The sequence below is a fragment of the Polynucleobacter sp. MG-6-Vaara-E2 genome (genome assembly GCF_018687695.1).
GTDB lineage: Bacteria > Pseudomonadota > Gammaproteobacteria > Burkholderiales > Burkholderiaceae > Polynucleobacter.
Genome location: NZ_CP061303.1, coordinates 1812997 through 1837983, shown reverse-complemented (window position 1 = coordinate 1837983; position 24987 = coordinate 1812997). Strand labels below are relative to the sequence as shown.

The 24987-nt window shown below is 46.4% G+C and carries 21 protein-coding genes; 12 read left to right on the top strand and 9 right to left on the bottom strand.

Annotated features, from left to right (window positions below; translation table 11 throughout):
- Positions 1 to 35 precede the first annotated feature (35 nt).
- Genes lptB through ICV38_RS09435 form a run of 5 tightly spaced genes read right to left on the bottom strand, consistent with a single transcriptional unit; the run spans position 36 to position 3593 of the window.
- Positions 36 to 803, bottom strand: a complete 768-nt coding sequence (gene lptB, locus ICV38_RS09455; protein ID WP_215380704.1) for an LPS export ABC transporter ATP-binding protein — start codon at positions 801 to 803, stop codon at positions 36 to 38.
- Positions 800 to 1351 (bottom strand): LptA/OstA family protein, encoded by a 552-nt coding sequence (locus ICV38_RS09450; RefSeq protein WP_251368145.1) that lies wholly within the window; start codon positions 1349 to 1351, stop codon positions 800 to 802. Before ICV38_RS09450 ends, lptB begins: the two co-directional genes overlap by 4 nt.
- Positions 1352 to 1361: 10 nt before the next feature.
- On the bottom strand, positions 1362 to 2003 hold the full coding sequence (gene lptC, locus ICV38_RS09445) for an LPS export ABC transporter periplasmic protein LptC (protein WP_215380701.1): 642 nt from the start codon (positions 2001 to 2003) through the stop codon (positions 1362 to 1364).
- A 3-nt stretch (positions 2004 to 2006) separates the two neighbouring features.
- Positions 2007 to 2579, bottom strand: a complete 573-nt coding sequence (locus ICV38_RS09440; protein WP_215380698.1) for an HAD family hydrolase — start codon at positions 2577 to 2579, stop codon at positions 2007 to 2009.
- A 21-nt stretch (positions 2580 to 2600) separates the two neighbouring features.
- Positions 2601 to 3593, bottom strand: a complete 993-nt coding sequence (locus tag ICV38_RS09435; protein ID WP_215380684.1) for an SIS domain-containing protein — start codon at positions 3591 to 3593, stop codon at positions 2601 to 2603.
- A gap of 11 nt (positions 3594 to 3604) precedes the next feature.
- Here ICV38_RS09435 and ICV38_RS09430 point away from each other — a divergent pair, with 11 nt between their 5' ends.
- On the top strand, positions 3605 to 5587 hold the full coding sequence (locus tag ICV38_RS09430; RefSeq protein WP_215380681.1) for a monovalent cation:proton antiporter family protein: 1983 nt from the start codon (positions 3605 to 3607) through the stop codon (positions 5585 to 5587).
- Between the two features lie 23 nt (positions 5588 to 5610).
- Here ICV38_RS09430 and uvrA read toward each other — a convergent pair whose 3' ends face one another.
- Positions 5611 to 8499, bottom strand: a complete 2889-nt coding sequence (gene uvrA / locus ICV38_RS09425) for an excinuclease ABC subunit UvrA (protein ID WP_215380678.1) — start codon at positions 8497 to 8499, stop codon at positions 5611 to 5613.
- A gap of 37 nt (positions 8500 to 8536) precedes the next feature.
- On the opposite strand from uvrA, the gene ICV38_RS09420 reads away from it, so the two are divergent.
- Positions 8537 to 9721 (top strand): MFS transporter, encoded by a 1185-nt coding sequence (locus ICV38_RS09420; protein WP_215380663.1) that lies wholly within the window; start codon positions 8537 to 8539, stop codon positions 9719 to 9721.
- 80 nt (positions 9722 to 9801) lie between these two features.
- Positions 9802 to 10257, top strand: coding sequence for a single-stranded DNA-binding protein (ssb, locus tag ICV38_RS09415; RefSeq protein ID WP_215357521.1), 456 nt, complete (start codon positions 9802 to 9804; stop codon positions 10255 to 10257).
- Between the two features lie 76 nt (positions 10258 to 10333).
- Here the strand turns inward: ssb and queF are convergent, their stop codons facing one another.
- Genes queF through ilvA form a run of 3 tightly spaced genes read right to left on the bottom strand, consistent with a single transcriptional unit; the run spans position 10334 to position 13610 of the window.
- On the bottom strand, positions 10334 to 11161 hold the full coding sequence (gene queF / locus ICV38_RS09410; protein ID WP_215380660.1) for an NADPH-dependent 7-cyano-7-deazaguanine reductase QueF: 828 nt from the start codon (positions 11159 to 11161) through the stop codon (positions 10334 to 10336).
- A gap of 7 nt (positions 11162 to 11168) precedes the next feature.
- On the bottom strand, positions 11169 to 12077 hold the full coding sequence (locus ICV38_RS09405; RefSeq protein WP_215380636.1) for a 5'-nucleotidase: 909 nt from the start codon (positions 12075 to 12077) through the stop codon (positions 11169 to 11171).
- 12 nt (positions 12078 to 12089) lie between these two features.
- Positions 12090 to 13610: a threonine ammonia-lyase, biosynthetic gene (ilvA, locus tag ICV38_RS09400; protein WP_215380633.1), complete on the bottom strand. Its 1521-nt coding sequence runs from the start codon at positions 13608 to 13610 to the stop codon at positions 12090 to 12092.
- Between the two features lie 134 nt (positions 13611 to 13744).
- Here ilvA and ICV38_RS09395 point away from each other — a divergent pair, with 134 nt between their 5' ends.
- From ICV38_RS09395 to nudB, 9 genes are all read left to right on the top strand, one after another.
- Positions 13745 to 17584: an FAD/FMN-binding oxidoreductase gene (locus tag ICV38_RS09395; RefSeq protein WP_215380631.1), complete on the top strand. Its 3840-nt coding sequence runs from the start codon at positions 13745 to 13747 to the stop codon at positions 17582 to 17584.
- The gene (locus ICV38_RS09390; RefSeq protein ID WP_215380628.1) at positions 17584 to 17982 is read left to right on the top strand and encodes a gamma-butyrobetaine hydroxylase-like domain-containing protein; all 399 of its coding nucleotides are present in this window, start codon (positions 17584 to 17586) and stop codon (positions 17980 to 17982) included. Before ICV38_RS09395 ends, ICV38_RS09390 begins: the two co-directional genes overlap by 1 nt.
- On the top strand, positions 17982 to 18725 hold the full coding sequence (gene ubiE, locus ICV38_RS09385) for a bifunctional demethylmenaquinone methyltransferase/2-methoxy-6-polyprenyl-1,4-benzoquinol methylase UbiE (RefSeq protein ID WP_215380624.1): 744 nt from the start codon (positions 17982 to 17984) through the stop codon (positions 18723 to 18725). Before ICV38_RS09390 ends, ubiE begins: the two co-directional genes overlap by 1 nt.
- Before the next feature lie 66 nt (positions 18726 to 18791).
- Entirely contained in the window at positions 18792 to 19703 is a 912-nt protein-coding gene (locus tag ICV38_RS09380; protein ID WP_215380621.1) for a Tim44 domain-containing protein, read from the top strand.
- A 53-nt stretch (positions 19704 to 19756) separates the two neighbouring features.
- Positions 19757 to 20377 (top strand): SCP2 domain-containing protein, encoded by a 621-nt coding sequence (locus ICV38_RS09375; RefSeq protein WP_215380608.1) that lies wholly within the window; start codon positions 19757 to 19759, stop codon positions 20375 to 20377.
- Positions 20378 to 20380: 3 nt separating this feature from the next.
- Entirely contained in the window at positions 20381 to 21970 is a 1590-nt protein-coding gene (gene ubiB / locus ICV38_RS09370; RefSeq protein ID WP_215380606.1) for a ubiquinone biosynthesis regulatory protein kinase UbiB, read from the top strand.
- 52 nt (positions 21971 to 22022) lie between these two features.
- The gene (locus ICV38_RS09365; RefSeq protein WP_215380591.1) at positions 22023 to 22676 is read left to right on the top strand and encodes a DUF502 domain-containing protein; all 654 of its coding nucleotides are present in this window, start codon (positions 22023 to 22025) and stop codon (positions 22674 to 22676) included.
- 16 nt (positions 22677 to 22692) lie between these two features.
- On the top strand, positions 22693 to 24495 hold the full coding sequence (gene aspS, locus ICV38_RS09360) for an aspartate--tRNA ligase (protein WP_215380588.1): 1803 nt from the start codon (positions 22693 to 22695) through the stop codon (positions 24493 to 24495).
- Between the two features lie 27 nt (positions 24496 to 24522).
- Positions 24523 to 24966: a dihydroneopterin triphosphate diphosphatase gene (nudB, locus tag ICV38_RS09355; protein ID WP_215380585.1), complete on the top strand. Its 444-nt coding sequence runs from the start codon at positions 24523 to 24525 to the stop codon at positions 24964 to 24966.
- Positions 24967 to 24987: the final 21 nt, after the last annotated feature.

The following is a 24987-nucleotide window of genomic DNA, read 5'->3' as shown; positions in this document are numbered from 1 at the left end:
TTTTATGACTTATACGGACAGATGCATTGTCCGGCTTACATGCGGAAGTTTTCGCCTAGGTAGACTCTGCGGACGGCATCGTTTTGAATAATCTCATCAGGCTTACCTTCGGCCAGAACGCTACCCTCGCTGATGATGTAAGCGTGATCGCAAATGCCCAGGGTTTCACGAACATTATGGTCAGTAATCAAAACCCCAATTTGGCGGTCGCGCAAGAAGCGAACAATCCGTTGAATTTCCCCTACTGCAATAGGGTCAACACCGGCAAATGGTTCGTCGAGCAAAATAAATTTTGGTTGAGATGCCAGGGCTCTGGCAATTTCTACACGACGTCTTTCTCCTCCTGATAGCGAGAGTGCGGGATTGTTGCGGAGATGGCCAATTTGTAGCTCACCCAACAATTCATCTAGGCGAGTTGCGATCTCCGCTTTGCTTAAGGGCTTTCCACCTTGGACCTGAAGCTCGAGAACAGCCTGAATATTTTCCGCAACATTCAACTTTCTGAAAACCGAAGCTTCTTGGGGTAGGTAGGACAGTCCCATACGGGCTCGTTCGTGAATTGGCAAATGGGTAATATCTGCACCATCCAAAATAATGCGACCAGCATCAAGGGGAACAAGTCCAACAATCATGTAGAAGGATGTTGTTTTACCAGCCCCGTTAGGGCCTAATAGCCCAACTACTTCACCACATTTCACTTCAACGGAAACATCGCGAACCACTGTTCTAGAGCCATAACGCTTCTGGAGATTGTGGGCGCTCAGTGTTGGCGTGGAATTATTTTGGGCTAAATCCGTTGTCATTTCTCTAGTGTAGCTTTTCGTCTTGGTGAAAGGATTGCGCGTGCTAAGGGTAGATCTTCTGGTTTTGCGTCTGCAGGGGGCGTTACACGATATCGCTCTTTAATGTCATCGTACTCAATTTTCCAGCCTTGCAGTTGATCGAGCATCTGCATATTGAGTGAGCGCTTCAAGCTAGCATCGCCTGTGATCGTAAGTACCTCTGTTTTGGCATTGTAGGTAACTTGCGTGCCACGTCCTTGCATGTACTCATCTGCAGGACCTTCTCTACGTTGTCTGAAGCTTGCTGTTGTGTCTGAAGATCCTTTGACATCCACAAATTCATAACCTTCTGGATCCACTTGAATATGGCCATCTTCACCCGTTACAACAATACTGCCTTTAATTAGCAGGATTTGGCCTTGTAAGTCATAAGTTTGCTGCACATCATTCACTGAAACTTTTTCAGCCTCAAGAATGATGGGCTTGTCTTGATCTGCCTTTTCAGCGTGAGCTATGTTGCATGCGAGTAGCGCACTTAAAGTAAGGCAAAGAAGAATCTGTCGGTTCATCAAGATCATTTTATTGAGAACTCCGAGGCGCGCGTTCAATACGCCCCTTAACCTGACCAGAAAGGGTCATGCTTTGTTGAATATTGTTGAAAGTTCCGCCATCGCTTGAGTGCATGATGGACATGCCTTGCTCAAGCCTAATTGGCCGATCAGTTTCAACGATATCGTCGTTGATTAAGACCTTGTAATAGCTTGATGAAGCGAGCATGCGCAGAGTTGCTGGTTCAGTTGCTGTCGCTGCTTGTGCAGGGCGAAAGATTGATGCATTGTCAATCAGTTCCAGAGTGGTGAGATCGCCATCTAAATGCCCAGTATCAGACTTTACTGTTACAGGCGGCTTATCTGGTTGGAAGAGACGCATGCGGGGCGCATCGATATCAATCGATGCGTCATCATCGTAGTGTGTCACTTTATTGCCCAAAATTCTGTACTTAGTATTGCCTTGCTCATTGAGGGCTGAGAGGGTGCCATCTTTAATAATGTAGTCAGGCTCATGAAGACGAACGCGCTCGAGCATTGAGCTTTCTGGAGGCGTATTTTTTTGTACCAGCCAAAACGTCGTCAAGGTTAAGGCGCCCATTAATATTAATGGCATGAGACGTAATAATGTGCGCCCAATACTGACTTTGATTCGCTGAGGATTCAATTGCATTGCTTACAGCCGAGCCTTGTTGAGTAATTCATCGTAGCGATTTTGTGCTTTCAGAATCAGATCGCAGACTTCACGAACGGCGCTATGACCTCCAGTATGCGTAGTGACTAAGTGAGCAAACTCTTTAACCGCTTCATGTGCTTGTGCGGGTGCAATACGTAGACCGGCATTTTTCATCATGGCTAGATCTGGCCAATCATCGCCCATCACAGCGCAATCGCTACTTTTTAGTCCTAGCGACTTCAAGACTTCTTCTAGAGCTAGGGCTTTATTCTCAACACCCATGTGAACATGTTTGATGCCAAGCTCATCGCAACGTGCCAAGACCATCTTGGAATTTCGGCCAGTAATAATTGCAGTTGGAATATTGCACTGCTCGAGAAGCTTAATTCCGAGACCATCTTGAATATCAAATGCCTTCAAAGACTCTTTGCCATCAGCACCAATCCAAACCTGGCCATTGGTGAGCACTCCGTCGACATCTAAAATGAGTAACTTTACTTTGCCAGCCCGTTCCCAAGCTTGTGGGAACTGAGTGAGTGGGTTGGTATTGTGAGTGTTAAAAGCGCTGGGCATGAGGATCAATCAATGACTGGATTAAATAACTTTGGCTGCAAAGAGATCATGGAGATTCAATGCACCTAGCAAAGACCCGTCTTTGTCAGTAACTACTAAATGATTGATGCGATGTTTCTCCATCATTTCGATTGCTTCTTCTGCTAATAGTTCAGGCGGAATAGTGCGAGGACTAGCAGTTGTTGCATTCTTTAGAGTAATGCTGTCAAGATTGGTATTTTTTTCTAAGAGGCGACGTAAATCACCATCTGTCAAAATCCCAAACACTTTGTGTTTGTCATCCAATGTCACGACCATGCCCATGCGCTTGGCAGTCATTTCCAGTAAAGCATCCTGTAGTGAAGCCTGAATAGAAATTTTGGGTGTGTCATCGAAGCTGCGCATGACTTCACTAACATGCATTAATTGTTTGCGACCCAATCTGCCGCCCGGGTGGGAGCGCTGAAAGTCTTCTGCCTTAAAGCCGCGCGCATCAAGCAGGGCCACAGCCAAAGCATCGCCCATCGCTAATGCAGCAGTAGTACTGGTAGTTGGTGCAAGATTTAGTGGGCATGCTTCTTTTTCAACGCTGGTATCCAAATGGGCATCTGCTAATTTGGAGAGTGATGAATTCGGTGCACCAGTAAGTGCAATGAGTTTTGCGCCAGTGCGTTTGACAATGGGTACGATTGTCAGTAACTCCTCGGTCTCGCCAGAATTTGAAAGCGCCACAAAAACATCATCCCGGGTGACCATTCCGAGGTCGCCATGGCTGGCTTCTGCTGGATGTACAAAAAAAGCAGGTGAGCCGGTGGATGCAAAGGTGGCCGCAATTTTGCGGGCAATATGCCCCGACTTACCAATTCCGGAGACCACAATTCTGCCTTTGCAGTCATGCAGTAGTTGTACAGCGTTTACTAGGGCGTCGGCATTGATGCCTTCTAGGCGATCACGCATGGTTTGCAGTGCAACAGCCTCAATTGTGAGGGTGTCACGCGCAAGCTTTAGGGTACGTTCACGAGTCTTAGCTATCATCAAGTAAGTATATGCCGTCAGTCCTTCAATTAACCCTCATTCTCCTGGCCTCGGGTGTTGCCGGAGTGCTTATTTTCCGCTATTTTGGCCTACCCCCTATTTTGGGCTATTTGGCTATTGGCGTATTAATTGGTCCTCATGCCTTTGGTTTGGCTAATGACTCAGCCACAGTCAAGTATTTGGCTGAATTCGGGGTGGTTTTCTTAATGTTCTCGATCGGGCTGGAATTTAATCTCCACAAGCTGCGATCCATGCGAAACATCGTATTCGGCCTTGGTGGCAGTCAGGTTGTTCTAACAATACTGCTAGCAGTTCCGGCCAGTCTTTTGATGAACTGGATTTATCCCATCTCTTGGCAAGCTGCCATTGCTCTAGGTGGTGCGTTAGCTATGTCGTCTACTGCAATTGTGACGAAGTTGATTTCCGATCGATCTGAATTAGAGACTGAGCATGGTCGCAACGTTGTAGGCATTTTGTTATTTCAGGATTTAGCGGTTGTCTTCTTATTAATTTTGTTGCCCTCTTTAGGAAAAAATCCCAAAGACCTTTTTGTTGCATTAACCGCGGCTTCTATCAAAATTACGATCGCACTGACCTTGATTTTCTTTATTGGTCAATCGCTCATGAGCCGCTGGTTTAGATTGGTTGCCAAACTACGTTCACAAGAGTTATTTATGTTGAATCTCTTGTTCATCGTGCTTGGAATGGCGGGCTTAACAGAGCATTTTGGTTTGTCATTGGCGCTCGGTGCATTTTTGGCAGGCATGCTAATTTCTGAAACACCCTATCGCCATCAGGTTGAGGAAGATGTCAAGCCATTCCGTGATGTCTTGTTAGGACTCTTCTTTATTACGATTGGCATGCTACTGGACTTTAATGTCATCCGCGAGCAGTGGTTATTAGTGGTTGCGCTATTAATTGGGCCCTTAGTATTTAAATTTGGTTTGATTGCGTTGCTCTCTAGAGTCTTTGGCTCTAGCCCCGGCATCTCAATTAGAACCGGACTTTGCCTTGCTCAGGCAGGCGAATTCGGATTTGTTTTACTCACTCAGATTGATGGCTTAGATTTGATTGACCCAGTGCTGAGTCAAGCTATTCTGGCAGCTATGCTGCTCTCGATGTTCTGTGCACCATTCCTAGTTGAACATAGTGATCGCATTGCAATGCGTTTTTCAAGTAATGAGTGGTTATTGCAATCTCTTGCTTTGACGCGCGTTGCCGCAAAGAGTGTACGTAATGAAAATCACGTGATCATTTGTGGTTTTGGTCGATCAGGGCAAAGTTTGGCGCGTATGCTGGATCAAGAAAAGATTCCCTATATTGCTTTAGATCTTGATCCTGATCGCGTTAAAGAAGCAGCTGCGGCTGGTGATAACGTTGTGTATGGCGATGCTAGCCGTGAAAATTATTTAGTTGCCGCTGGTCTCTCAAGAGCAAAGACTGTGGTGATTACCTATGCAGATACTGTGGCGAGCTTACGCGTACTTCATCAAGTTGAAAGATTGCGTCCCGGAATGACAGTATTGGTTCGCACAAGAGACGATGCAGATATTGCTAAATTACAGGCGGCTGGCGCTACTGAAGTAGTTCCTGAATTGATTGAGGGCAGTCTAATGATTGCGTCACATGTCTTACTCATCATGGGCGTGCCTATGCGTAAGGTAGTTCGCCGAATTACTACTGCACGTGAGGAGCGCTATAGCTTGCTAAGGGGTTACTTCCGGGGTGCGGGTGATGACGACTTTGGCTCAAATGAATCCTGGCGTTTACATTCCATTACCTTACTTCCGAATTCTCAAGCAGTTGGTAAAACTTTAGGTGAGCTTCATCTTGAAAATGAGGGTGTGAGTGTCCAGGCGGTACGCCGTAAGGGGCGTAATGCAGATTACGTTAAGCTGGCGTTAACGCCCGAGTTGATTCTGGAGGCCAATGATATTTTGGTGATCTCAGGTAATTCAGAAGCCACTGACTTGGCTGAAGCTAAATTACTCTGAGACTTTTCTAATCGTTGTTTTGATTATTTCTTTTTCTTAATGGCAACCGGCTTGCGAGTGAGTAATGGTGCTAGGTAATGTCCAGTAAAGCTCACTTCATTCTTGGCAACATCCTCTGGTGTTCCGGTGGCAATGATCTGGCCACCCCCAGCGCCGCCTTTAGGGCCTAAATCAATAATCCAATCCGCAGTCTTAATCACATCTAAGTTGTGCTCGATGATGACGATCGTATTACCTTGCTTCTTTAGTGTTTGAATTACTGTCAGCAACAATTGAATGTCATGGAAGTGCAAGCCAGTAGTAGGTTCATCAAGAATGTATAGGGTTCTGCCGGTATCGCGTTTAGAGAGCTCAAGCGATAACTTCACACGCTGGGCTTCACCACCAGAGAGTGTGGTTGCACTTTGTCCGAGCTTCACATAACCCAAGCCAACATCTAATAATGTTTTGAGTTTGCGTTTAACTACCGGTACAGCTTCAAAGAATTCATGAGCCTGCTCGATTGTCATCGAGAGTACTTCGTGAATATTCTTTCCCTTGTAGCGAATGTCAAGCGTCTCACGGTTGTAACGTTTTCCATGACACACATCACAGGGCACATAAACATCTGGCAAGAAGTGCATTTCTACTTTAAGGACACCATCACCTTCGCAGGAATCGCAACGACCCCCTTTGACGTTAAAGGAGAACCGACCAGCTTCATAACCACGCTCACGTGCGGCCGGAACGCCCGCAAATAGTTCGCGAATCGGAGTAAATAGTCCGGTATATGTGGCTGGGTTGGAGCGTGGGGTTCTACCAATCGGTGATTGGTCAACACTAATGACCTTATCAAAATGCTCTAACCCTTTGATGGAGTCATGTGCAGCTGGTTCTGCGTTAGAGCCATATAGATGCTGTGCTACTGCATGATGCAGTGTGTCATTAATGAGGGTGGATTTACCGGAACCTGAAACACCAGTAACGCAGGTCAGTAAGCCAACGGGGATCTTTGCATGGACGGACTGCAAATTATTACCGCGCGCGCCGATGATTTCCAAGAAGCGATCGCTTACTGGAATACGTTTTTCTGGAACTGCGATTGCTTCGCGACCAGAGAGGTATGCGCCCGTGAGTGATTTTGGATTGGCTTCAACTTCGGCAGGTGTACCTTCAGCAACAATTTCACCGCCATGAACACCGGCGCCAGGACCGATATCGATCACCCAGTCAGATGCTCGGATCATGTCCTCATCATGCTCAACCACTAGCACACTGTTGCCTAAATCACGTAAGTGTTTGAGTGTGCCGATAAGGCGATCGTTATCACGTTGATGCAAGCCAATCGAGGGCTCATCTAAAACGTACATGACGCCAGTTAAACCTGAGCCAATCTGGCTTGCTAGGCGGATACGCTGGGCTTCACCACCGGACAGAGTATCGGCGCTACGTTCGAGCGAGAGGTAGTCGAGTCCAACGTCATTAAGAAAGCGTAGGCGAGCGCTGATCTCTTTAACAATCTTGTCTGCGATTTCTCTTTTGGCGCCTTTAAGTTCAAGCGCCTCGAAATATTCTTTTGCTTCTTTGAGTGGTAATGCGCTGATCTCATAAATAGCGCGAGATTGTTTTTTCTCGCCCACTTTAACGAAGCGCGCTTCTTTGCGTAAACGACTGCCATTGCATTCTGGACAAGTTTGAATATTTTGATAGCGTGCAAGTTCCTCACGCACGGTGACGGAGTCTGTTTCGCGGTAGCGACGTTCAAAATTAGCCACAATGCCTTCAAACGCATGTTGGCGGATACTGTTCTTGCCACGCTCATTGATGTATTCAAAAGGAATCGTCACATCTCCAGAGCCTAACAAGATGAGGTCTTGTTGTTTTTTGGAGAGCGATTCAAAAGGCTTTTCTACATCAAAGCCACCATGCTTAGCGAGGGTCTGCAATAGCTTGAAGTAGAACTGATTGCGACGATCCCAGCCTTTAATTGCTCCAGAAGCTAGCGATAAGTCAGGATGTGCCACGATGCGCTTTGGATCGAAGAACGATTGATGCCCCAGGCCATCACAAGATGGGCATGCCCCCATAGGATTGTTAAAGGAGAAGAGGCGAGGCTCTAGTTCTTGCAATGAATATGAGCAAACTGGGCAAGCGAACTTGCTAGAGAAAATCATCTCTTTACCAGTATCCATATCTACAATCATGGCTTTACCATCGGCAAGACGTAAGGCTGTCTCAAAAGATTCTGCAAGACGTTGTTGAATATCAGGTCGTACTTTAATGCGATCTACAACCACTTCGATTGAGTGTTTATCGTTTTTCTTTAGTGCAGGCAACTGATCAACTTCAAAAATTTCTGCTTTAGCGACGTTCGCTGTGCCGCCGCCAGAGCGCACTCGAAAGCGCACAAAGCCTTGTGCCTGCAGGTCTTGGAAGAGATCAACGAATTCACCTTTGCGCTCACTCACAACTGGTGCAAGAATCATTAATTTTGTATCTTCCGGCATAGACAGCACGGTATCGACCATTTGTGAAACACTTTGTGCCTCTAATGGAAGATCATGATCTGGGCAGTGTGGTGTGCCAGCACGCGCAAAGAGTAGACGTAGGTAATCATGAATCTCAGTAACAGTACCAACGGTAGAGCGTGGGTTATGGCTCGTAGCTTTTTGCTCAATCGAGATTGCCGGTGACAGACCTTCGATCGTATCGACATCCGGTTTTTCCATTAACTGCAAAAATTGACGCGCGTATGCAGAGAGGGACTCAACATAGCGACGCTGACCTTCGGCGTAGAGCGTATCGAAAGCCAATGAGCTTTTGCCGGAACCGGATAAGCCAGTCAGGACGACAAGTTTCTCTCTAGGGATATCTAGATTGATGTTTTTGAGGTTGTGGGTGCGAGCACCGCGGATCTTGATTTCGTTATTCATGATTTTTTAGCGTAACTTGTTAATATAGCTCTTTCCCATGAATTCTTCTGAACTCCGATCTACTCTGGCCTTAGCGGGCATCTTTGGCCTCCGAATGCTGGGCTTGTTCTTGCTCTTGCCAGTCTTTAGCATTCATGCGCGGGGCTTGCCAGGTGGCGAGCACGCTCTTTGGGTGGGCTTGACCCTCGGAATCTTCAATATTGTTCAGGCTTGCTTTTACATCCCTTTGGGTCGCCTTTCCGATCGGATTGGCCGTAAACCGGTGGTTTTATGGGGCTTATCCCTGTTTGTGGCTGGGGCGCTGATCTGCGCGGCCAAAGATGACTTGTTGTGGATTGCGATTGGGCGCGGGGTCATGGGTGCTGGTGCCGTTTCGGCCGCGATCTCAGCTTGGGTGGCAGACTTAACCCGTGAGCAGGTGCGTACTCGCGCTATGGCTTTGGTAGGCGGCAGTATTGCCTTGTCATTTGCTTTGTCATTGGTGATTGCAGCGCCTATTTATCGAGTCATTAGTTTGAGCGGAATTTTTTTCATCCTGGCGATTCTTGGTGTGATAGCGATGTTTGTGACTTACTACGTTTTACCTACTAACAAGCCAGAGGCTAAAGTTCAACAAGCCTATTTGAAAGAGGTTTTCTTTCGTCCAGAACTGATGCGATTAAATCTGGGTGTTTTTGTATTGCATGCAACTCAAGTGGCCATGTTCTTAGTGGTCCCAAGATTATTGGTTCAAGCTGGATTGCCTCTTTCATCCCATTGGGAAATTTATTTGCCAGTGGTTTTGTTGTCATTTGTCTTCATGGCCCCTGCCATTATTTACGGCGAGAAGAAGCAAAAGTTGCGCACCATTCTTTTATTTGCGATCGTATTGCTATTGCTTGCAGAAATTTTATTTACCAATACATCATCCATTACTTCAATTGCTATTGCGCTATTGGTGTATTTCGTAGGATTTAATTTATTAGAAGCTTTACAACCATCCTTGGTGTCGCGTTTTGCAAAAGAATCAAAAGGCACAGCCCTAGGTATTTACAACACCACACAGTCCATCGGACTGTTTTCTGGAGCTGCCGTTGGAGGCTACTTAATGGATAGCCATGGTGATTTATCGGTCTTTGCGATGGGCGCAGCTCTCTTAGTTTGCTGGCTTATAATTGCTTGGTCGATGGGTGAAATGCCAGCGAGAGCAGCAGAATCAAAGGATGTAGCCACAAAGACATAACCGCAGCTTCATAGATTAAATTCAAGCGAGCAGTTTATTTTTAGCAGTAATAACAGTAGTAATTTTCTTCGGGAGACAACATGGCTTCGGTAAATAAGGTCATCATCGTAGGTAACGTAGGACGTGATCCAGAGACGCGTTACATGCCAAGCGGCGACGCTGTTACAAATATTTCAGTAGCAACATCTGATCGCTACAAAGATAAGCAAACTGGCGAAATGAAAGAAACCACAGAGTGGCATCGTGTTGCATTCTTTGGCAAGCTTGCAGAGATCGCTGGTCAATACCTCAAAAAAGGTTCACAGGTTTACGTTGAAGGACGTTTGCGTACTCGCAAATGGACTGATGCTAGTGGCCAAGAAAAATACTCCACGGAGATCGTTGCAGAAACCATGCAAATGCTTGGTGGCAAGCCAGTAGGTGGAAGTGGTGATGGTGGTGAGAGTTATAGCCGCTCAAAGCCGGCTGAGCAATCTGCTCCAGCATCATCTAATGCCGCATCGCTTGGTGCAATGGACGACGATATTCCGTTCTAATCAACAGCTATCGCAATAACAAAACCCCTTCTAGGATTGCCTACAAGGGGTTTTTCTTTGACTACTCATTCAGTATTTATTGTCTCGCGTGCCGAATATTTTCAGGCCAAGGCGAGCTGTGATCTGTGCGAAATGGATTGATATCTAAGCCGCCGCGTCTCGTATAGCGCGCATACACAGATAGTTTTTCAGGTTTGCATTCACGCTTGATGTCGGTAAAGATTGTTTCTACGCAATGCTCATGAAACTCACCTAATTGTCTAAACCCAATCAGATAGCGCAATAAACCTTCCTCCAATATAGGCCTTCCTTGGTAGCGAATTTGTACGCTTGCCCAGTCGGGTTGTCCAGTAACCGGACAGTTTGATTTCAGCAGGTGTGAAACGAGGCACTGCTCAATGGGGCCAAAGGATTTATTTACGCCCAGCAGACTTGGATCTGCGGGTAAGTTTGGGTCTACTTCAATATCTAGCCGATCCATCAGGATGCCACCCATTTCTTGCATTCCTGTTTTGGAGATAGCCTCAGTTGGGTTGATGCGGGTGGTTACCTTACTACCAGCTACTGCTGATAAATCAGAGATTATTCTTTCTTTAACTTCGCTCTCGTTTTCAAAGCGGGCGCTGTTAAGGCTATTGAGATATAACTTAAAAGACTTCGACTCAATCATGTTTGGTGAGTCGGCGGGTATCTGAAACTCCGCTAATGCAATTTGAGGCTTACCTTTTGAGTTGAGCCAGCTGAGCTCAAAGGCGTTCCAAATATCAACACCAACAAACGGCAATGTCTGACCCTCTTTAAGACCTAACTTCTTGCGATTTTCTGATCTTGGAATTGGAAACAATAAGCTTGGATCATATTGATCTGGATATTGTGTTGATTGCCCGAGCGGTAGTGTTGCCATTGAGTATTTACTTCTTAGGTTTGTTAGAAACGCCTGAGACAACATGGCCGGTTGGTGCGACCGACGCAGCAGATTGGCAGTGGCCGGTTTGATCATCAAAGAAAAAGTCCGGTTCAAATTCTTTGAGAAATTCACTCTTTGATAAGCCGCCTAAGAACATGGCTTCATCGACATCAATGCCCCATGCCATCAGGGTGCGAATGGCGCGTTCGTGTGCTGGGGCGGAGCGTGCGGTGACTAATGCAGTGCGAATACGCATACCGTTTTCGCTGGTGGAGCGTTGCAGTCTGTGTAAGGCTTCGAGCAGAGGCTTGAATGGGCCAGGAGGCAGGGGAATATCGACTTTTTTGCTCTCGTGATCTACAAAAGCCTCCAAACCTTTTTTCTGAAAAATTTGTTCTGCTTCATCGGAGAAGAGTACTGCGTCTCCGTCAAAGGCAATGCGGATTTCATTTGGATGTGATTCAGCAGTTTTACTCGACTCTGGGTAAACGCGTGCTGCTGGGAAGCCTGCATCAATCGTCGCTCTGACGTCATCTTCGTTTGCAGACAGAAAGAGATTGGCATGCAGTGAGCGTAAGTAATGGTAGGGTGGACGGCCTCTAGTAAAAACACCACGCTCTAGATGTAAACCGTGATGCTCTGCGGAGCGGAATACACGTAAGCCACTGACGGGATCATTACGAGAGAGGATGACCACTTCAACGCGCTGCTCACCTTCTTCATTAAAAGCGAGGAGTTTTTTTACGAGCGGAAATGCCACCCCTTTTTGAGCAGCTTCGCCAAGACGTTCAAGCTGTAGCTTCATATAGGCGCTGTCATCGGTCGATTCGAAGATACGATTTTCTTCTTCGAAATCAAACAGGGCGCGCGAAGAGATCGCGACAACGAGTTTTCCGGTAAGCGTATATGACATCTTTACTTAGGCTTATTTAAGAAATAAATGATATGCAGGATTATTGCTCTCATCCCAATGTGGATAGCCCAATGTAGCTAAGAAGCTTTGGAATTTTTTTTGCTCATTCTTTGGAACCTGAATACCCACCAAGATACGACCGTAGTCTGCGCCATGGTTGCGGTAGTGGAACAAACTAATATTCCAGTTAGGTGCCATGCTGGTGAGGAATTTCATCAAAGCACCCGGACGCTCTGGAAATTCAAAACGGTAGAGTAATTCGTCTTTAGCAAGCGCAGAGTGCCCGCCAACCATGTGCCGTAAGTGTGACTTAGCTAACTCATCATGCGTGAGGTCAATCGTTGCAAATTTTGCTTTGCGAAAGTGTTTTGCAATAGCTTCACTATCGCCAGCTTTTTGTGTACTAATACCCACAAAAATATGTGCTTCGCTTTGATCACCAATACGATAGTTAAATTCAGTGACGTTACGTTTGCCGAGCAATTCACAGAAGCGCTTGAAAGAACCGCGTTCTTCAGGGATGGTCACCGCAAATACTGCTTCACGGAACTCGCCAACGTCAGCCCGTTCTGCTACAAAGCGCAGACGGCTAAAGTTCATATTCGCCCCGCAAGCTACAGCCACTAAAGTTTTCTTCTTAACGCGCTTTTTCTCTACATACTTCTTCATGCCTGCAATGGCTAGGGCGCCAGCAGGCTCAAGAATGCTGCGGGTGTCGGTAAACACGTCGTTGATTGCAGCGCAGATTTCATCAGTATCAACAGTGATGATTTCATCCACCACTTTTTTGCAGATGCGAAAAGTTTCTTTGCCAACCAATTTGACTGCGGTGCCATCTGAAAACAAACCAACATCTTTCATCTCAATGCGCTTATTGGCTTTGAGTGATTGATTCATGGCATCAGAATCAGATGCTTGAACGCCAATGACTTTAGTCTTTGGGCTCACTGCTTTAATGTATTCACCTATACCGGCAATGAGGCCACCCCCACCGATTGCTACGAATACTGCATCGATGGGTTTTTCGTATTGAGTAAAAATTTCGTGGGCGATAGTGCCCTGACCAGCGATCACATCAGGATCATCAAAAGGGTGAACAAAAGTTAATCCCCGTTTTTTAGCAATGACCTCTGAGTGTTGGAAGGCATCACTATAGGACTCGCCGTGAAGAATGATTTCGACCCAAGAGCCTCCTCTGGCCTTGACAGCATCAATTTTGACGCTTGGTGTCGTGACCGGCATCACGATGACGGCCTTGCATTTCATTTTGGCTGCTGACAGAGCAACTCCCTGGGCATGATTACCTGCAGAGGCGGCAATCACCCCCCGTTTTAGGGCTTCTTGGGGTAAATGGGCCATTTTGTTGTAGGCGCCACGGAGTTTGAAGGAGAAAACCGGCTGGTTGTCTTCCCTTTTGAGCAGAATCTGGTTGCCCAAGCGCTTAGTCAGTTCAGGGGCTAGCTGTAGTTCCGTTTCTCTGGCCACGTCATAGACGCGAGCCGATAAAATTTTCTTTAAATAGTTCGTTGCCATCCGATGAGCGTACCACGGATGGCTCCTAAGCCCTTAGATTTGCAAGGGTTTATCCCTTTGGGGAGCAACTTTCTTCGATTCCTGCCAGTATCAGGTTTGCTCAATTAAAATGCTTATTTATCAAATATGTCGCTATGAACGCACCATTGGCTTTAAACCAGTTGTTGGATGCTGAGGCGGGTTCCCCCCGTCTTCGTGAAATTCCCTACAACTACACTTCTTTTTCTGATCGAGAAGTTGTTATTCGCCTTTTAGGTGAGGAGTCATGGCGTGTTCTGAATGAATTGCGTGGGGTTCGCCGCACCGGTCGTTCTGCCCGCATGTTGTTTGAAATCCTGGGTGATATTTGGGTAGTGCAACGTAACCCCTTTTTGCAGGATGATCTTTTAGATAGCCCTACTCGTCGCCAGCAATTAATAGATGCTTTATGGCATCGCTTGGGCGAAGTCAAAAAGCGTAACAAGGGCGACTCCGCTGAGCAGGTAGAAGTATTGTTGGCTGCTGCCTATCGCGCAATTGAAAATTTTGAAAACGGATTTAAAGAAGTTGAAGTTATCCGTAAACGTGCGCGCAAAGAATTAGGTCGACATACTGCTAGTGACAATATTTGCTTCGACGGTGTGTCACGTGCTGCGCACGTGACCGATGCGACTGACTGGCGAGTTGAATTTCCGTTGGTGGTTCTTAAACCTGATTACGAATCAGAAATTCCTGGCTTAGTAAAAGCATGTATTGAATTAGGGCTCACCATTATTCCACGTGGAGGCGGTACTGGCTATACCGGCGGCGCTATACCGCTGTATGCCATGTCAGCAGTCATCAACACTGAAAAATTACAAGATATCGGTGGCGTAAAGTCCAAACATCTTCCAGGCGTTGATCATGAAGTGCCAACAATCTTTACAGGTGCTGGGGTTGTCACTCGCCGCGTATCTGATGCGGCAGAGCATGCTGGATTAGTGTTTGCAGTTGACCCCACCTCTGCTGATGCAAGTTGTATTGGTGGCAACATTGCTATGAATGCTGGTGGTAAAAAAGCTGTTCTCTGGGGCACTGCTCTGGATAACTTAGCTAGCTGGCGCATGGTTGATCCCCAGGGAAATTGGCTTGATGTTGTTCGTCTAGAGCATAACCTTGGCAAGATCCATGATGTTGCAACAGTGCGCTTTCAGCTTACTTGGTCTGATGGCAATAGCGAGCCTGGTCAACGTATTCTGAAAACAGAACTACTTGAAGTAGAGGGTAGGCGTTTTCGTAAAGAGGGTTTAGGTAAGGACGTTACCGATAAATTCTTATCTGGTTTGCCTGGCGTCCAAAAAGAAGGTTGTGATGGTCTGATTACCAGCGCAACCTGGGTATTGCATCGCATGCCGAAATTTATGCGTACCGTTTGCCTAGAGTTTTTTGGTCAAGCGCGCGAAGCTATTCCCAGTATTGTTGAAATTAAGGCTTACTTAGACGGTTTAAGTAAGCAAGGCGGCCCCATTTTAGCTGGCTTGGAGCACTTGGACGATCGTTATTTGAGGGCGGTTGGTTATTCAACCAAATCCAAGCGCAATAGTTTGCCAAAGATGGTGTTGATTGGTGATATCGCTGGTGATGATGAGGAGGCTGTTGCGGCTGCAACGAGTGAAGTAGTCCGCATGGCGAACTTACGCGTTGGCGAAGGCTTTGTTGCCGTCAGCGCAGAAGCGCGTAAGAAATTTTGGTTAGATCGTGCGCGTACAGCCGCGATTGCCCGTCACACCAATGCCTTCAAAATTAATGAAGACGTCGTGATTCCTTTGCCGCGGATGGGCGAATACACCGACGGAATTGATCGCATCAATATTGAGCTATCCCTTAAGAACAAGCTGCAAGTTCTGGATGGCTTGGAGTCGTTCTTGAAAAAGAGCGCCTTGCCATTAGGCAAAAGTGATGAAGAATACGAAATCCCTACTGCAGAAATTTTGGGTGATCGTGTTCAGCAAGCTCTTGAGTTAATTGCAAAAGTACGTACCCGCTGGGCTGACTGGCTCACGCAGATGGATGCTTATTTTCCGCAATTGCAAAACTATAGTTTGCGTGCCTCTTGGAAAGATGAAGTGCGTTCCGAGCTACGCATCATTTTTGGGGGCTTAGCATTCGAACCGATTTTGGCTGAGCTTGAAGCTATTCACAAAAATATTTTGCGCAAGCGCGTTTTTGTGGCATTACACATGCACGCTGGCGACGGTAATGTGCATACCAATATTCCAGTCAACTCTGATGATTACGAGATGTTGCAAGATGCGCATCGCTCGGTTGATCGCATCATGAAGCTGGCTCGTTCGCTAGATGGTGTGATCTCTGGTGAGCATGGCATTGGCATTACAAAGCTGGAGTATTTAACTGAAGCGGAGTTGAAAGATTTCCGTAGTTATAAGAACCGTGTTGATCCAGAGGGTCGCTTTAATAAAGGCAAGTTAATGCCGCATGCAGACCTCAGCATGGCTTATACGCCAAGCTTTGGCTTGATGGGCCATGAATCGATAATCATGCAGCAAAGTGATATTGGTGCTATTGCTGACAGCGTGAAGGATTGCTTGCGTTGCGGTAAGTGTAAGCCGGTTTGCTCTACACACGTCCCACGCGCAAACCTGTTGTACAGTCCACGTGACAAAATTTTGGCAACTTCATTATTGATCGAAGCTTTCTTGTATGAAGAGCAAACTCGTCGCGGCGTTTCAATTCGACACTGGGAAATGTTTGATGATGTCGCAGCCCATTGCACCGTGTGCCACAAGTGCTTAACTCCTTGTCCAGTCAAAATTGACTTCGGTGACGTGACTATGAATATGCGCAACCTATTGCGTAAGATGGGGCAGCAGCGCTTTAATCCTGGTACCGCTGCATCGATGTTCTTCTTGAATGCCACGAGTCCCGAGTCTATCCATTTAGCTCGTAAGACGATGATTGGTTGGGGCTATAAGTTGCAGCGTTTGGGTAATGATATTTTCCGCAAGTTTGCAAAACAACAAACTGCACATCCTCCTGCAACCGTTGGTAAGCCGAGTATCAAAGAGCAGGTGATTTTCTTTGTGAATAAGAAGATGCCTGGCAATTTACCGAAGAAAACGGCACGCGCACTCTTAGATATTGAGGATGCCAACTATGTGCCGATTATTCGTGATCCGAAGACAACGTCCGCTGATACAGAGGCGGTGTTTTACTTCCCGGGCTGTGGTTCTGAGCGTCTGTTCTCTCAGGTTGGTTTGGCTACTCAAGCCATGTTATGGAATGTAGGCGTCCAAACGGTATTGCCGCCAGGTTACTTATGTTGTGGCTACCCACAGCGTGGCAATGGCGACTTTGATAAAGCAGAGAAGATGATTACGGACAATCGCGTCTTGTTCCATCGCGTTGCTAATACTCTAAATTATCTAGATATTAAGACGGTGGTTGTCTCTTGCGGCACTTGTTACGATCAATTAGCTGGCTATCAGTTTGAGCAAATATTCCCAGGCTGCCGAATTATTGATATTCATGAATTCCTAGCAGAGAAAGGTGTCAAGCTCTCTGGCGTAACGGGTGTGAAGTACATGTATCACGATCCTTGCCACTCTCCAATGAAGTTACAAGATCCATTGAAGACTGTTAATGAACTGATTCAGTTAGAGGATGGCAAAGCGATTGCAAAGAATGACCGTTGCTGCGGAGAGTCTGGAACATTGGCAGTGACACGTCCTGATATCTCTACTCAGGTGCGTTTTCGCAAGCAAATCGAAATGGAAAAGGGTGCCAACGACTTACGTAAAGGCGACTTCACCGGAGATGTCAAAGTATTAACCAGTTGCCCATCATGCTTACAAGGTTTGACTCGTTTTGATGCCGATAGCGATACCACTGCTGATTACATCGTGGTTGAAATGGCTCAAAAATTGTTAGGCGAAAACTGGATGCAAGATTATGTTGCCAAAGCAAATCAAGGCGGTATTGAAAGGGTGTTGGTTTAATGATTCCAACCAATATCGTTGTACATCAACAATCTAAGGTTTTAGAGCTCTCTTATGAAAATGGCTCTACCTATCGCTTACCTTTTGAATTACTGAGAGTGCTCTCTCCCTCAGCCGAAGTGCAAGGTCATGGCCCTGGTCAGGAGACTTTGCAAACTGGTAAGCGTGATGTATTGATTGCAAATCTTGAGCCTGTTGGTCACTATGCATTGAAGCCCACTTTTTCTGATGGCCATGATTCAGGTTTGTATTCTTGGGATTACTTGTATTTCTTGTGTGAAAACCAAGAGCAAGTATGGCAAGAGCATTTAGATAAATTGGCTGCTGCTGGTCTGGATCGTGATGCACCGATGGTTCAGGCTGGACATGCGCATGACCATTCTTGTGGAAGTCACTAATGAGTAAAACCCACTTTGGTTATCAAAGCGTTGATGAAGTCGAAAAGGCCGGTAAGGTTGCCGGGGTATTTCATTCGGTAGCGAGCAAATACGATGTGATGAATGACTTAATGTCTTTTGGTTTGCACCGTGTTTGGAAAAAAATCACCATTGCTAGAGCGAATGTTCGTCCTGGTCAAAAGATCTTAGACATTGCTGGTGGTACTGGCGATCTGGCTACTGCATTTGCTAAGGCTGCAGATTGGGGCCATAACCCCGATGCTCAAGTTTGGCTAAGCGATATCAATGCTTCCATGTTGGGAGTTGGTCGAGACCGTTTACTTGATCACGGCATGGCTTTGCCTTGTGTGCAATTTGATGCAGAAAAAATCCCCTTTCCGAATAACCATTTTGACGTTGTAACGGTTGCCTTTGGTCTACGCAACATGACTCATAAAGAGGTTGCTTTGGGTGAAATGAGTCGCGTGATTAAACCAGGTGGTCGTGTATTGGTTTTGGAGTTTTCTAAGCCAGATGCTTTTTTGCAGCCAGTCTATGACGCGTATTCATTTAAGGTATTGCCTTGGTTGGGTGAAAAAATTGCACAAGACTCGGAGAGTTATCGCTATTTAGCGGAATCTATCCGCATGCATCCGGATGCAGATACCTTGAAAGAAATGATGTTAGGTGTTGGTTTTGATGAGGTTGAAACCCATAGGATGACCGGGGGTATCGTTGCCTTACATATTGGTATTAAATACTGATAGTTGTATAGCTTTTTAAGCTCTTAAAAACTCAAGTAGCAGAAGTTATTAAAAGGAGTAAAAGAAATGAACAAGCATTTTTTTAAGACAGTGTTCTTGAGTATGACTTTGGTATTTGCATCAATGGGATCGGTTGATGCTGCACGTCTCGGTGGCGGTAAGAGTTTCGGTCGTGCGCCAAGTGCACCTATTCAAAGACAGGCTACTCCTGCACAAAAACCAGCTCAACAAGCTCAACCTAATACTCCAGCTGCTGCGCCACAGGCACCAGCACCCAGTCGATTTGGTGGCATGGGGGGGATTTTAGGCGGTTTAGCTGCTGGCCTGGGGATTGGCTATCTCTTATCTCATTTTGGATTGGGTGAAGCAGCTTCCTCACTTATTACGGGTTTGCTCATTGCAATGCTTGCGGGTTTTGTCATGATGTTTTTGATCCGCAAACTTTTGCCTGCCATGTCAGGTGCGGGCCAGAATTCAAATGCACCTTCCTCGAGCATGCGGCGAACGGGTTTTGATCAAATCCCAAGACAAGAGCCAGCATTTACTCCAGCTGCTAATGCTTTTGCTGGTGTTGGCGTAGAGCCGGAATCATTTCAATCAACCCTGCCGCCAGGGTTTGATGAGCGGACGTTTTTAGAAAACGCTAAGCAGTATTTCGTGACCTTACAGAAGGCCTGGGATCAGGGCGATCTTGCCTCATTGCAAGAATTTACTACCCCTGAAATGTTCGCTACCATTCGTCAAGATTTGGCTGGGCGCGTAGATAGCGCAAACCAAACTGATGTAGTGACTATTAACGCCCGATTATTGGGTATTGAAACTGCAGATGCGCATTATTTCTGTAGCGTTCAGTTCAGCGGCATCATCCGCGAGCAACAGAATGCGCCAGCGAGTGATTTCTCCGAAATCTGGAATCTGAGTAAGCCGGTAGAGGGTCCTGCAGGCTGGGTATTGGCGGGCATCTCTCAGTTGGTTTAAGCTTTAGGTACTTTCCGCAGGAAAACCCGCACTAGTGCGGGTTTTTTACACTTATGAACACACTGCCATCCTCAGCACATACGATTGCCGCCAGCGCTGCTTGCCGCGCTATCAATCATGTCTTAAAGAAGGAGCCATGGGCCAGCGCTGAACTCGCAAAGCATGCCGGTAAGACGGTACTCGTTCAACTCCCTTTGGGGCGTTTATGTTTTGAGATCAATGCCTTTGGTTGTTTAGAAACTCTCAAGGAGTTAGATGGTCCTACGCTATTGCTTGAGGTATCAGCTAAGGCATTAAGTGATTTGACTGCTAGTACTGGCAGTCTAAAAGAGCAGGCTTTTAAAGCTGTCAAAATTACAGGTGATGCAGATTTAGCCCAATTAATTGGTCGTCTTGCTGGTCAATTGCGTTGGGAGTATGAAGAAGATTTGGCTCACTTAGTGGGAGATGCTCCCGCTAATTTTGCTGTGCGACAGGGTAAAAAGTTTGTTTCTGCTACGCGTTCAGCAGCGAGTGATTTGCTAGACAATGTAGTGGAGTATGTGAGCGAAGAAAGAAACGTGCTTTTGAATAAACGAGATTTTATGGTTCACAAATCTGAGTTGAGTGAATTACGCGATTCAGTTGATCGCTTGGAGAAGCGTATTCAACTAATTGAGCAAAAGGGCAAGTAAATCGTGCGCAGAATTGCTCGCCTCAGTTTCATTTTCTTCACAGCATGGCGTTATGGCTTGCTGCCCTTATTGCGCGATGTTCTCAAACCCGGAATTGGTCGGACGTGTTTAACGGTTGTCTGTTGGACTTCGCCTGGCACCAAGCTGCCAAGAGGTGAGCGTATTCGATTGACCTTAGAGGCATTGGGCCCGATCTTTGTAAAGTTTGGGCAAGTGCTTTCTACGCGTCGTGATTTATTGCCAGAAGATATTGCTAACGAGTTGGCAAAGCTACAAGATCAAGTGCCACCATTCTCTAATGAAGAGTCACGTCGTTTAATTGAAGAAGCTTTAGGCAAGCCTATCGAAGAGGTCTTTATTGGTTTCGATGCGACGCCTGTAGCTAGTGCTTCGGTTGCTCAAGTACATTTTGGGATATTACGCGGCACTGAAAAACATCCTGAGTGGGCACACAAATCGGTTGCCATTAAAGTCCTGCGCCCCGGTATCTTGCCGGTAATTGAAGGTGATCTGGCCTTAATGTATGACTTAGCCAAAGTTATTGAGAAGAGCTCTGAGGATGGGCGCCGACTCAAGCCACGTGAGAACGTTGCAGAGTTTGATACCTACCTACATGACGAATTGGATCTAATGCGCGAGGCGGCAAATGCGAGTCAGTTACGTCGCTATTTTGTTGATTCTAAGAAGTTAATGATTCCAGAGATGTATTGGGATCTATGTCACACCAATGTCATCGTCATGGAAAAAATGGATGGCATTTCTATTGGCCGCACTGCGGCGCTGCGTGAAGCGGGAGTGGACTTTAAGAAGTTGGCCGCTGATGGCGTTGAAATATTTTTTACCCAAGTCTTTGAGCACGGCTTTTTCCATGCAGATATGCATCCTGGAAACATCATGATCAGCTTGGAGCCAGAAACTTTTGGGCGGTTTATTTCGTTGGATTTTGGAATAGTCGGCGCACTCAGTGAATCCGATAAGAATTATTTAGCGCTGAACTTTTTAGCTTTCTTTAATCGTGATTACCGTCGAGTTGCCGAGCTGCACATTGAGTCAGGATGGGTTCCAGAAAATACGCGCGTGGAAGAATTAGAGGGTGCCGTTCGATCCGTTTGTGAGCCATATTTTGATCGTCCATTAAAAGAAATTTCTTTGGGCATTGTTTTGATGCGCTTATTCCAGACCTCACGTCGCTTTAAAGTGGAAATTCAGCCGCAACTCACTTTGCTACAAAAGACGCTACTCAATGTTGAGGGTCTGGCGCGTCAGTTGGATCCAGATTTAGATCTATGGAAGACTGCTAAGCCTATCCTAGAGAAATGGGTTGATCAGCAATTGGGTTGGCGCGGATTGATTGATGGTTTGAAAGCTGAGGCACCAATATGGGCCAAAATTTTGCCAACATTGCCCCGTTTGCTCGCAGATAGCCTGGCTCAAGCCAGCAAGCACCAGAAAAAGGCTGAAAGTGGCGAAATAGAGGTTCTAAAGGCCCTTTTGCTACAAGAGCGCCGCACCCATCGCCTAGTGGCCGGGGCTTTGCTCTTTGCCGGTGGATTTTTGGCTGGGATTTTGATCATCAGTCTAGGTATTTATTAGTCTCTCGCTGCTTGGCTGCTAAAACGCTAAAATAGCTGGTTAGGCAGAACACATGAAAAAATACTTTATCGCTGGCATCCTGGTTTGGGCACCATTGTCGATCACCGTCTGGGTGATTGCTTGGGGCTTGGGTTTGCTCGACGGCGTTTTCGGTTCTGTCATGCACGCCATCATCGTGGTTCTTCCACAAGATGCCGCAAGAGATTTGCAGCATTTCCGCGACCTTCCTGGTGTTGGAATCTTGATTGTGATTGCAGTGATCATGCTCACTGGTCTACTTGCAATTAGTTTTGCTGGTCAGTGGTGGTTAAAGATTTGGGATAAGCTGGTAAATCGCATTCCAGTTGTGCGCTCTATTTACTCCAGCGTACAGCAAGTTTCATCTACATTATTTTCTGGTAGCGGCCAGGCCTTTAGTAAGGCGCTCTTAATTCGTTACCCCCATGCTGACTCTTGGGTGATCGCATTCCAAACAGGAACCCCTGCAAAAGAGGTTGCCGCTAAATTGGGCGAAGATTATGTCAATGTATTCTTGCCGACTACTCCAAACCCTACCTCTGGTTTTTTTATGATCGTGCCGCGTACGCAAACGATCGAGCTTGAGATGAGTGTTGAAGAAGCCTTGAAGCATATTGTTTCGATGGGCTCGGTGCCACCAAATAATTCTAGTGCTCTGACTTCACTTGAGTCACCACACCATTTTTGATTTTTAGGAAATTGTTATGTCAATGCGTAGCCATACTTGCGGCCAAGTAACTGATTCACTGATTGGACAAGAGGTCACCCTCTCCGGTTGGGTTAACCGCCGTCGTGACCATGGAGGCGTTATCTTTATTGACTTGCGTGACCGCGAGGGTTTTGTGCAAGTGGTCTGTGATCCTGATCGTCCAGAAATGTTTGCACTTGCCGAGCAAGTTCGTAATGAGTTCTGTATTCAGATTAAAGGCTTGGTACGCGCGCGTCCTGCTGGTACAGAGAATACGGATTTAGTCAGCGGCAAAGTAGAAATTCTCTGCCATAACCTGGTTATTGTGAATGCTTCAATTACTCCACCTTTTCAGATTGATGATGAGAATCTTTCTGAGACTACTCGTTTGACTCATCGTGTCTTAGATTTGCGCCGTCCACAAATGCAAAAGAATTTGCGTTTGCGTTACAACGTAGCAATGGAATGTCGTCGCTATTTGGACGATGCTGGCTTTATCGATATTGAAACGCCGATGCTCACCAAGAGCACACCAGAAGGTGCGCGTGATTATTTAGTTCCATCCCGCGTGCATGACGGCCAATTTTTTGCTTTGCCGCAATCTCCACAGTTGTTCAAGCAGTTGTTAATGGTGGCTGGTTTTGATCGTTACTACCAAATCACTAAATGTTTCCGCGATGAAGATTTGCGCGCCGATCGTCAACCAGAATTTACGCAGATCGACTGCGAAACTGCTTTTTTAAGTGAGTTAGAAATTCGTGATCTCTTTGAAAATATGATTCGTCATATTTTTAAGAAGACGATGAATGTTGAATTGCCAAACCCATTCCCAACCATGCCGTACTCGGAAGGGATGGCGCGTTTTGGTTCTGATAAGCCTGATTTGCGCGTGAACTTTGAGTTCACTGAATTGACTGATTTGATGAAAGATGTGGATTTCAAGGTCTTCTCAGGCGCAGCCAATCAAGAGGGTGGCCGTGTGGTGGGCTTGTGCGTACCGGGTGGCGCTGAGATCAGCCGTAGTGAAATCGATGACTACACCCAGTTTGTAAGTATTTACGGTGCCAAGGGTTTGGCATGGATCAAAGTGAATTCTGTTGCTGATGGCCGTAATGGCTTGCAGTCACCAATTGTGAAGAATTTGCATGATGCAGCGATTGAAGGCATCTTGAAACGCACTCGCGCTAAAGATGGTGACATTATTTTCTTCGGCGCTGATAAAGAAAAAGTGGTAAACGATGCCATTGGCAATTTACGTCTTCGTATTGGCCACTCCACCTGGGGGAAAGAGCGTGGCCTCTTTACTGAAGGCTGGAAGCCATTGTGGGTAGTAGATTTCCCAATGTTTGACTATGATGAAGGTGAGGCGCGTTGGGTTGCTTGCCATCATCCCTTCACTAGCCCTAAAGATGAGCACATGAAGTATCTGGAAACAGATCCAGGTAAGTGCCTAGCTAAGGCGTATGACATGGTTTTAAATGGTAGCGAAATTGGTGGCGGCTCCGTCCGTATCCACCAAGAGGCAGTTCAAAGCCAGGTATTCCGTGCGCTGAAGATTGGTGCAGAAGAGGCTCAAGCAAAGTTTGGTTTCTTGCTAGATGCCCTCCAATATGGCGCTCCACCCCATGGTGGTATTGCTTTCGGCCTAGATCGTATCGTGACGATGATGACTGGTGCCGAATCAATCCGCGATGTGATTGCCTTCCCTAAAACACAACGTGCACAGTGCTTGTTAACCCAGGCTCCTAGTCCAGTAGATGAGCGTCAGTTGCGTGAGTTACATATTCGCTTACGTCAAGCTGCCACACCAGCCGCTTAAAACAATTTCAGCAGTAGTTAGCCTCTCTTGAAAATCCCTATCTCGGTTTTAGTTGTTATCTATAAATCGAATAGGGATGTTTTGTTAATAGAGCGTGCTGATCGCAGTAGTTTTTGGCAATCAGTTACCGGTAGCTTAGATGCGCCAGATGAAGATTTGACTTTAGCAGCGGCTCGTGAAGTTTTCGAGGAAACGGGCATCGCTGTTGAAGCTCTGCCCGCTGGCGCATTGCGTAACATGCACCACCAAATCGAATACGAGATCTATCCTGAGTGGCGCTTTCGATATGCGCCTGGCGTAACCAAAAATACAGAACATTGGTTTGCACTCCAGGTTCCTGATGACACGCAAGTGAAGCTTGCACCTAGAGAGCATGTAGCCTATGAGTGGCTTCCGTTTCAGGAGGCTGCTAAAAAATGTTTTTCGCGCAGTAATGGCGACGCGATTTTGAAACTGTTTTCAGCGAACTAAGTTAGAAGCGAATAAGATAGA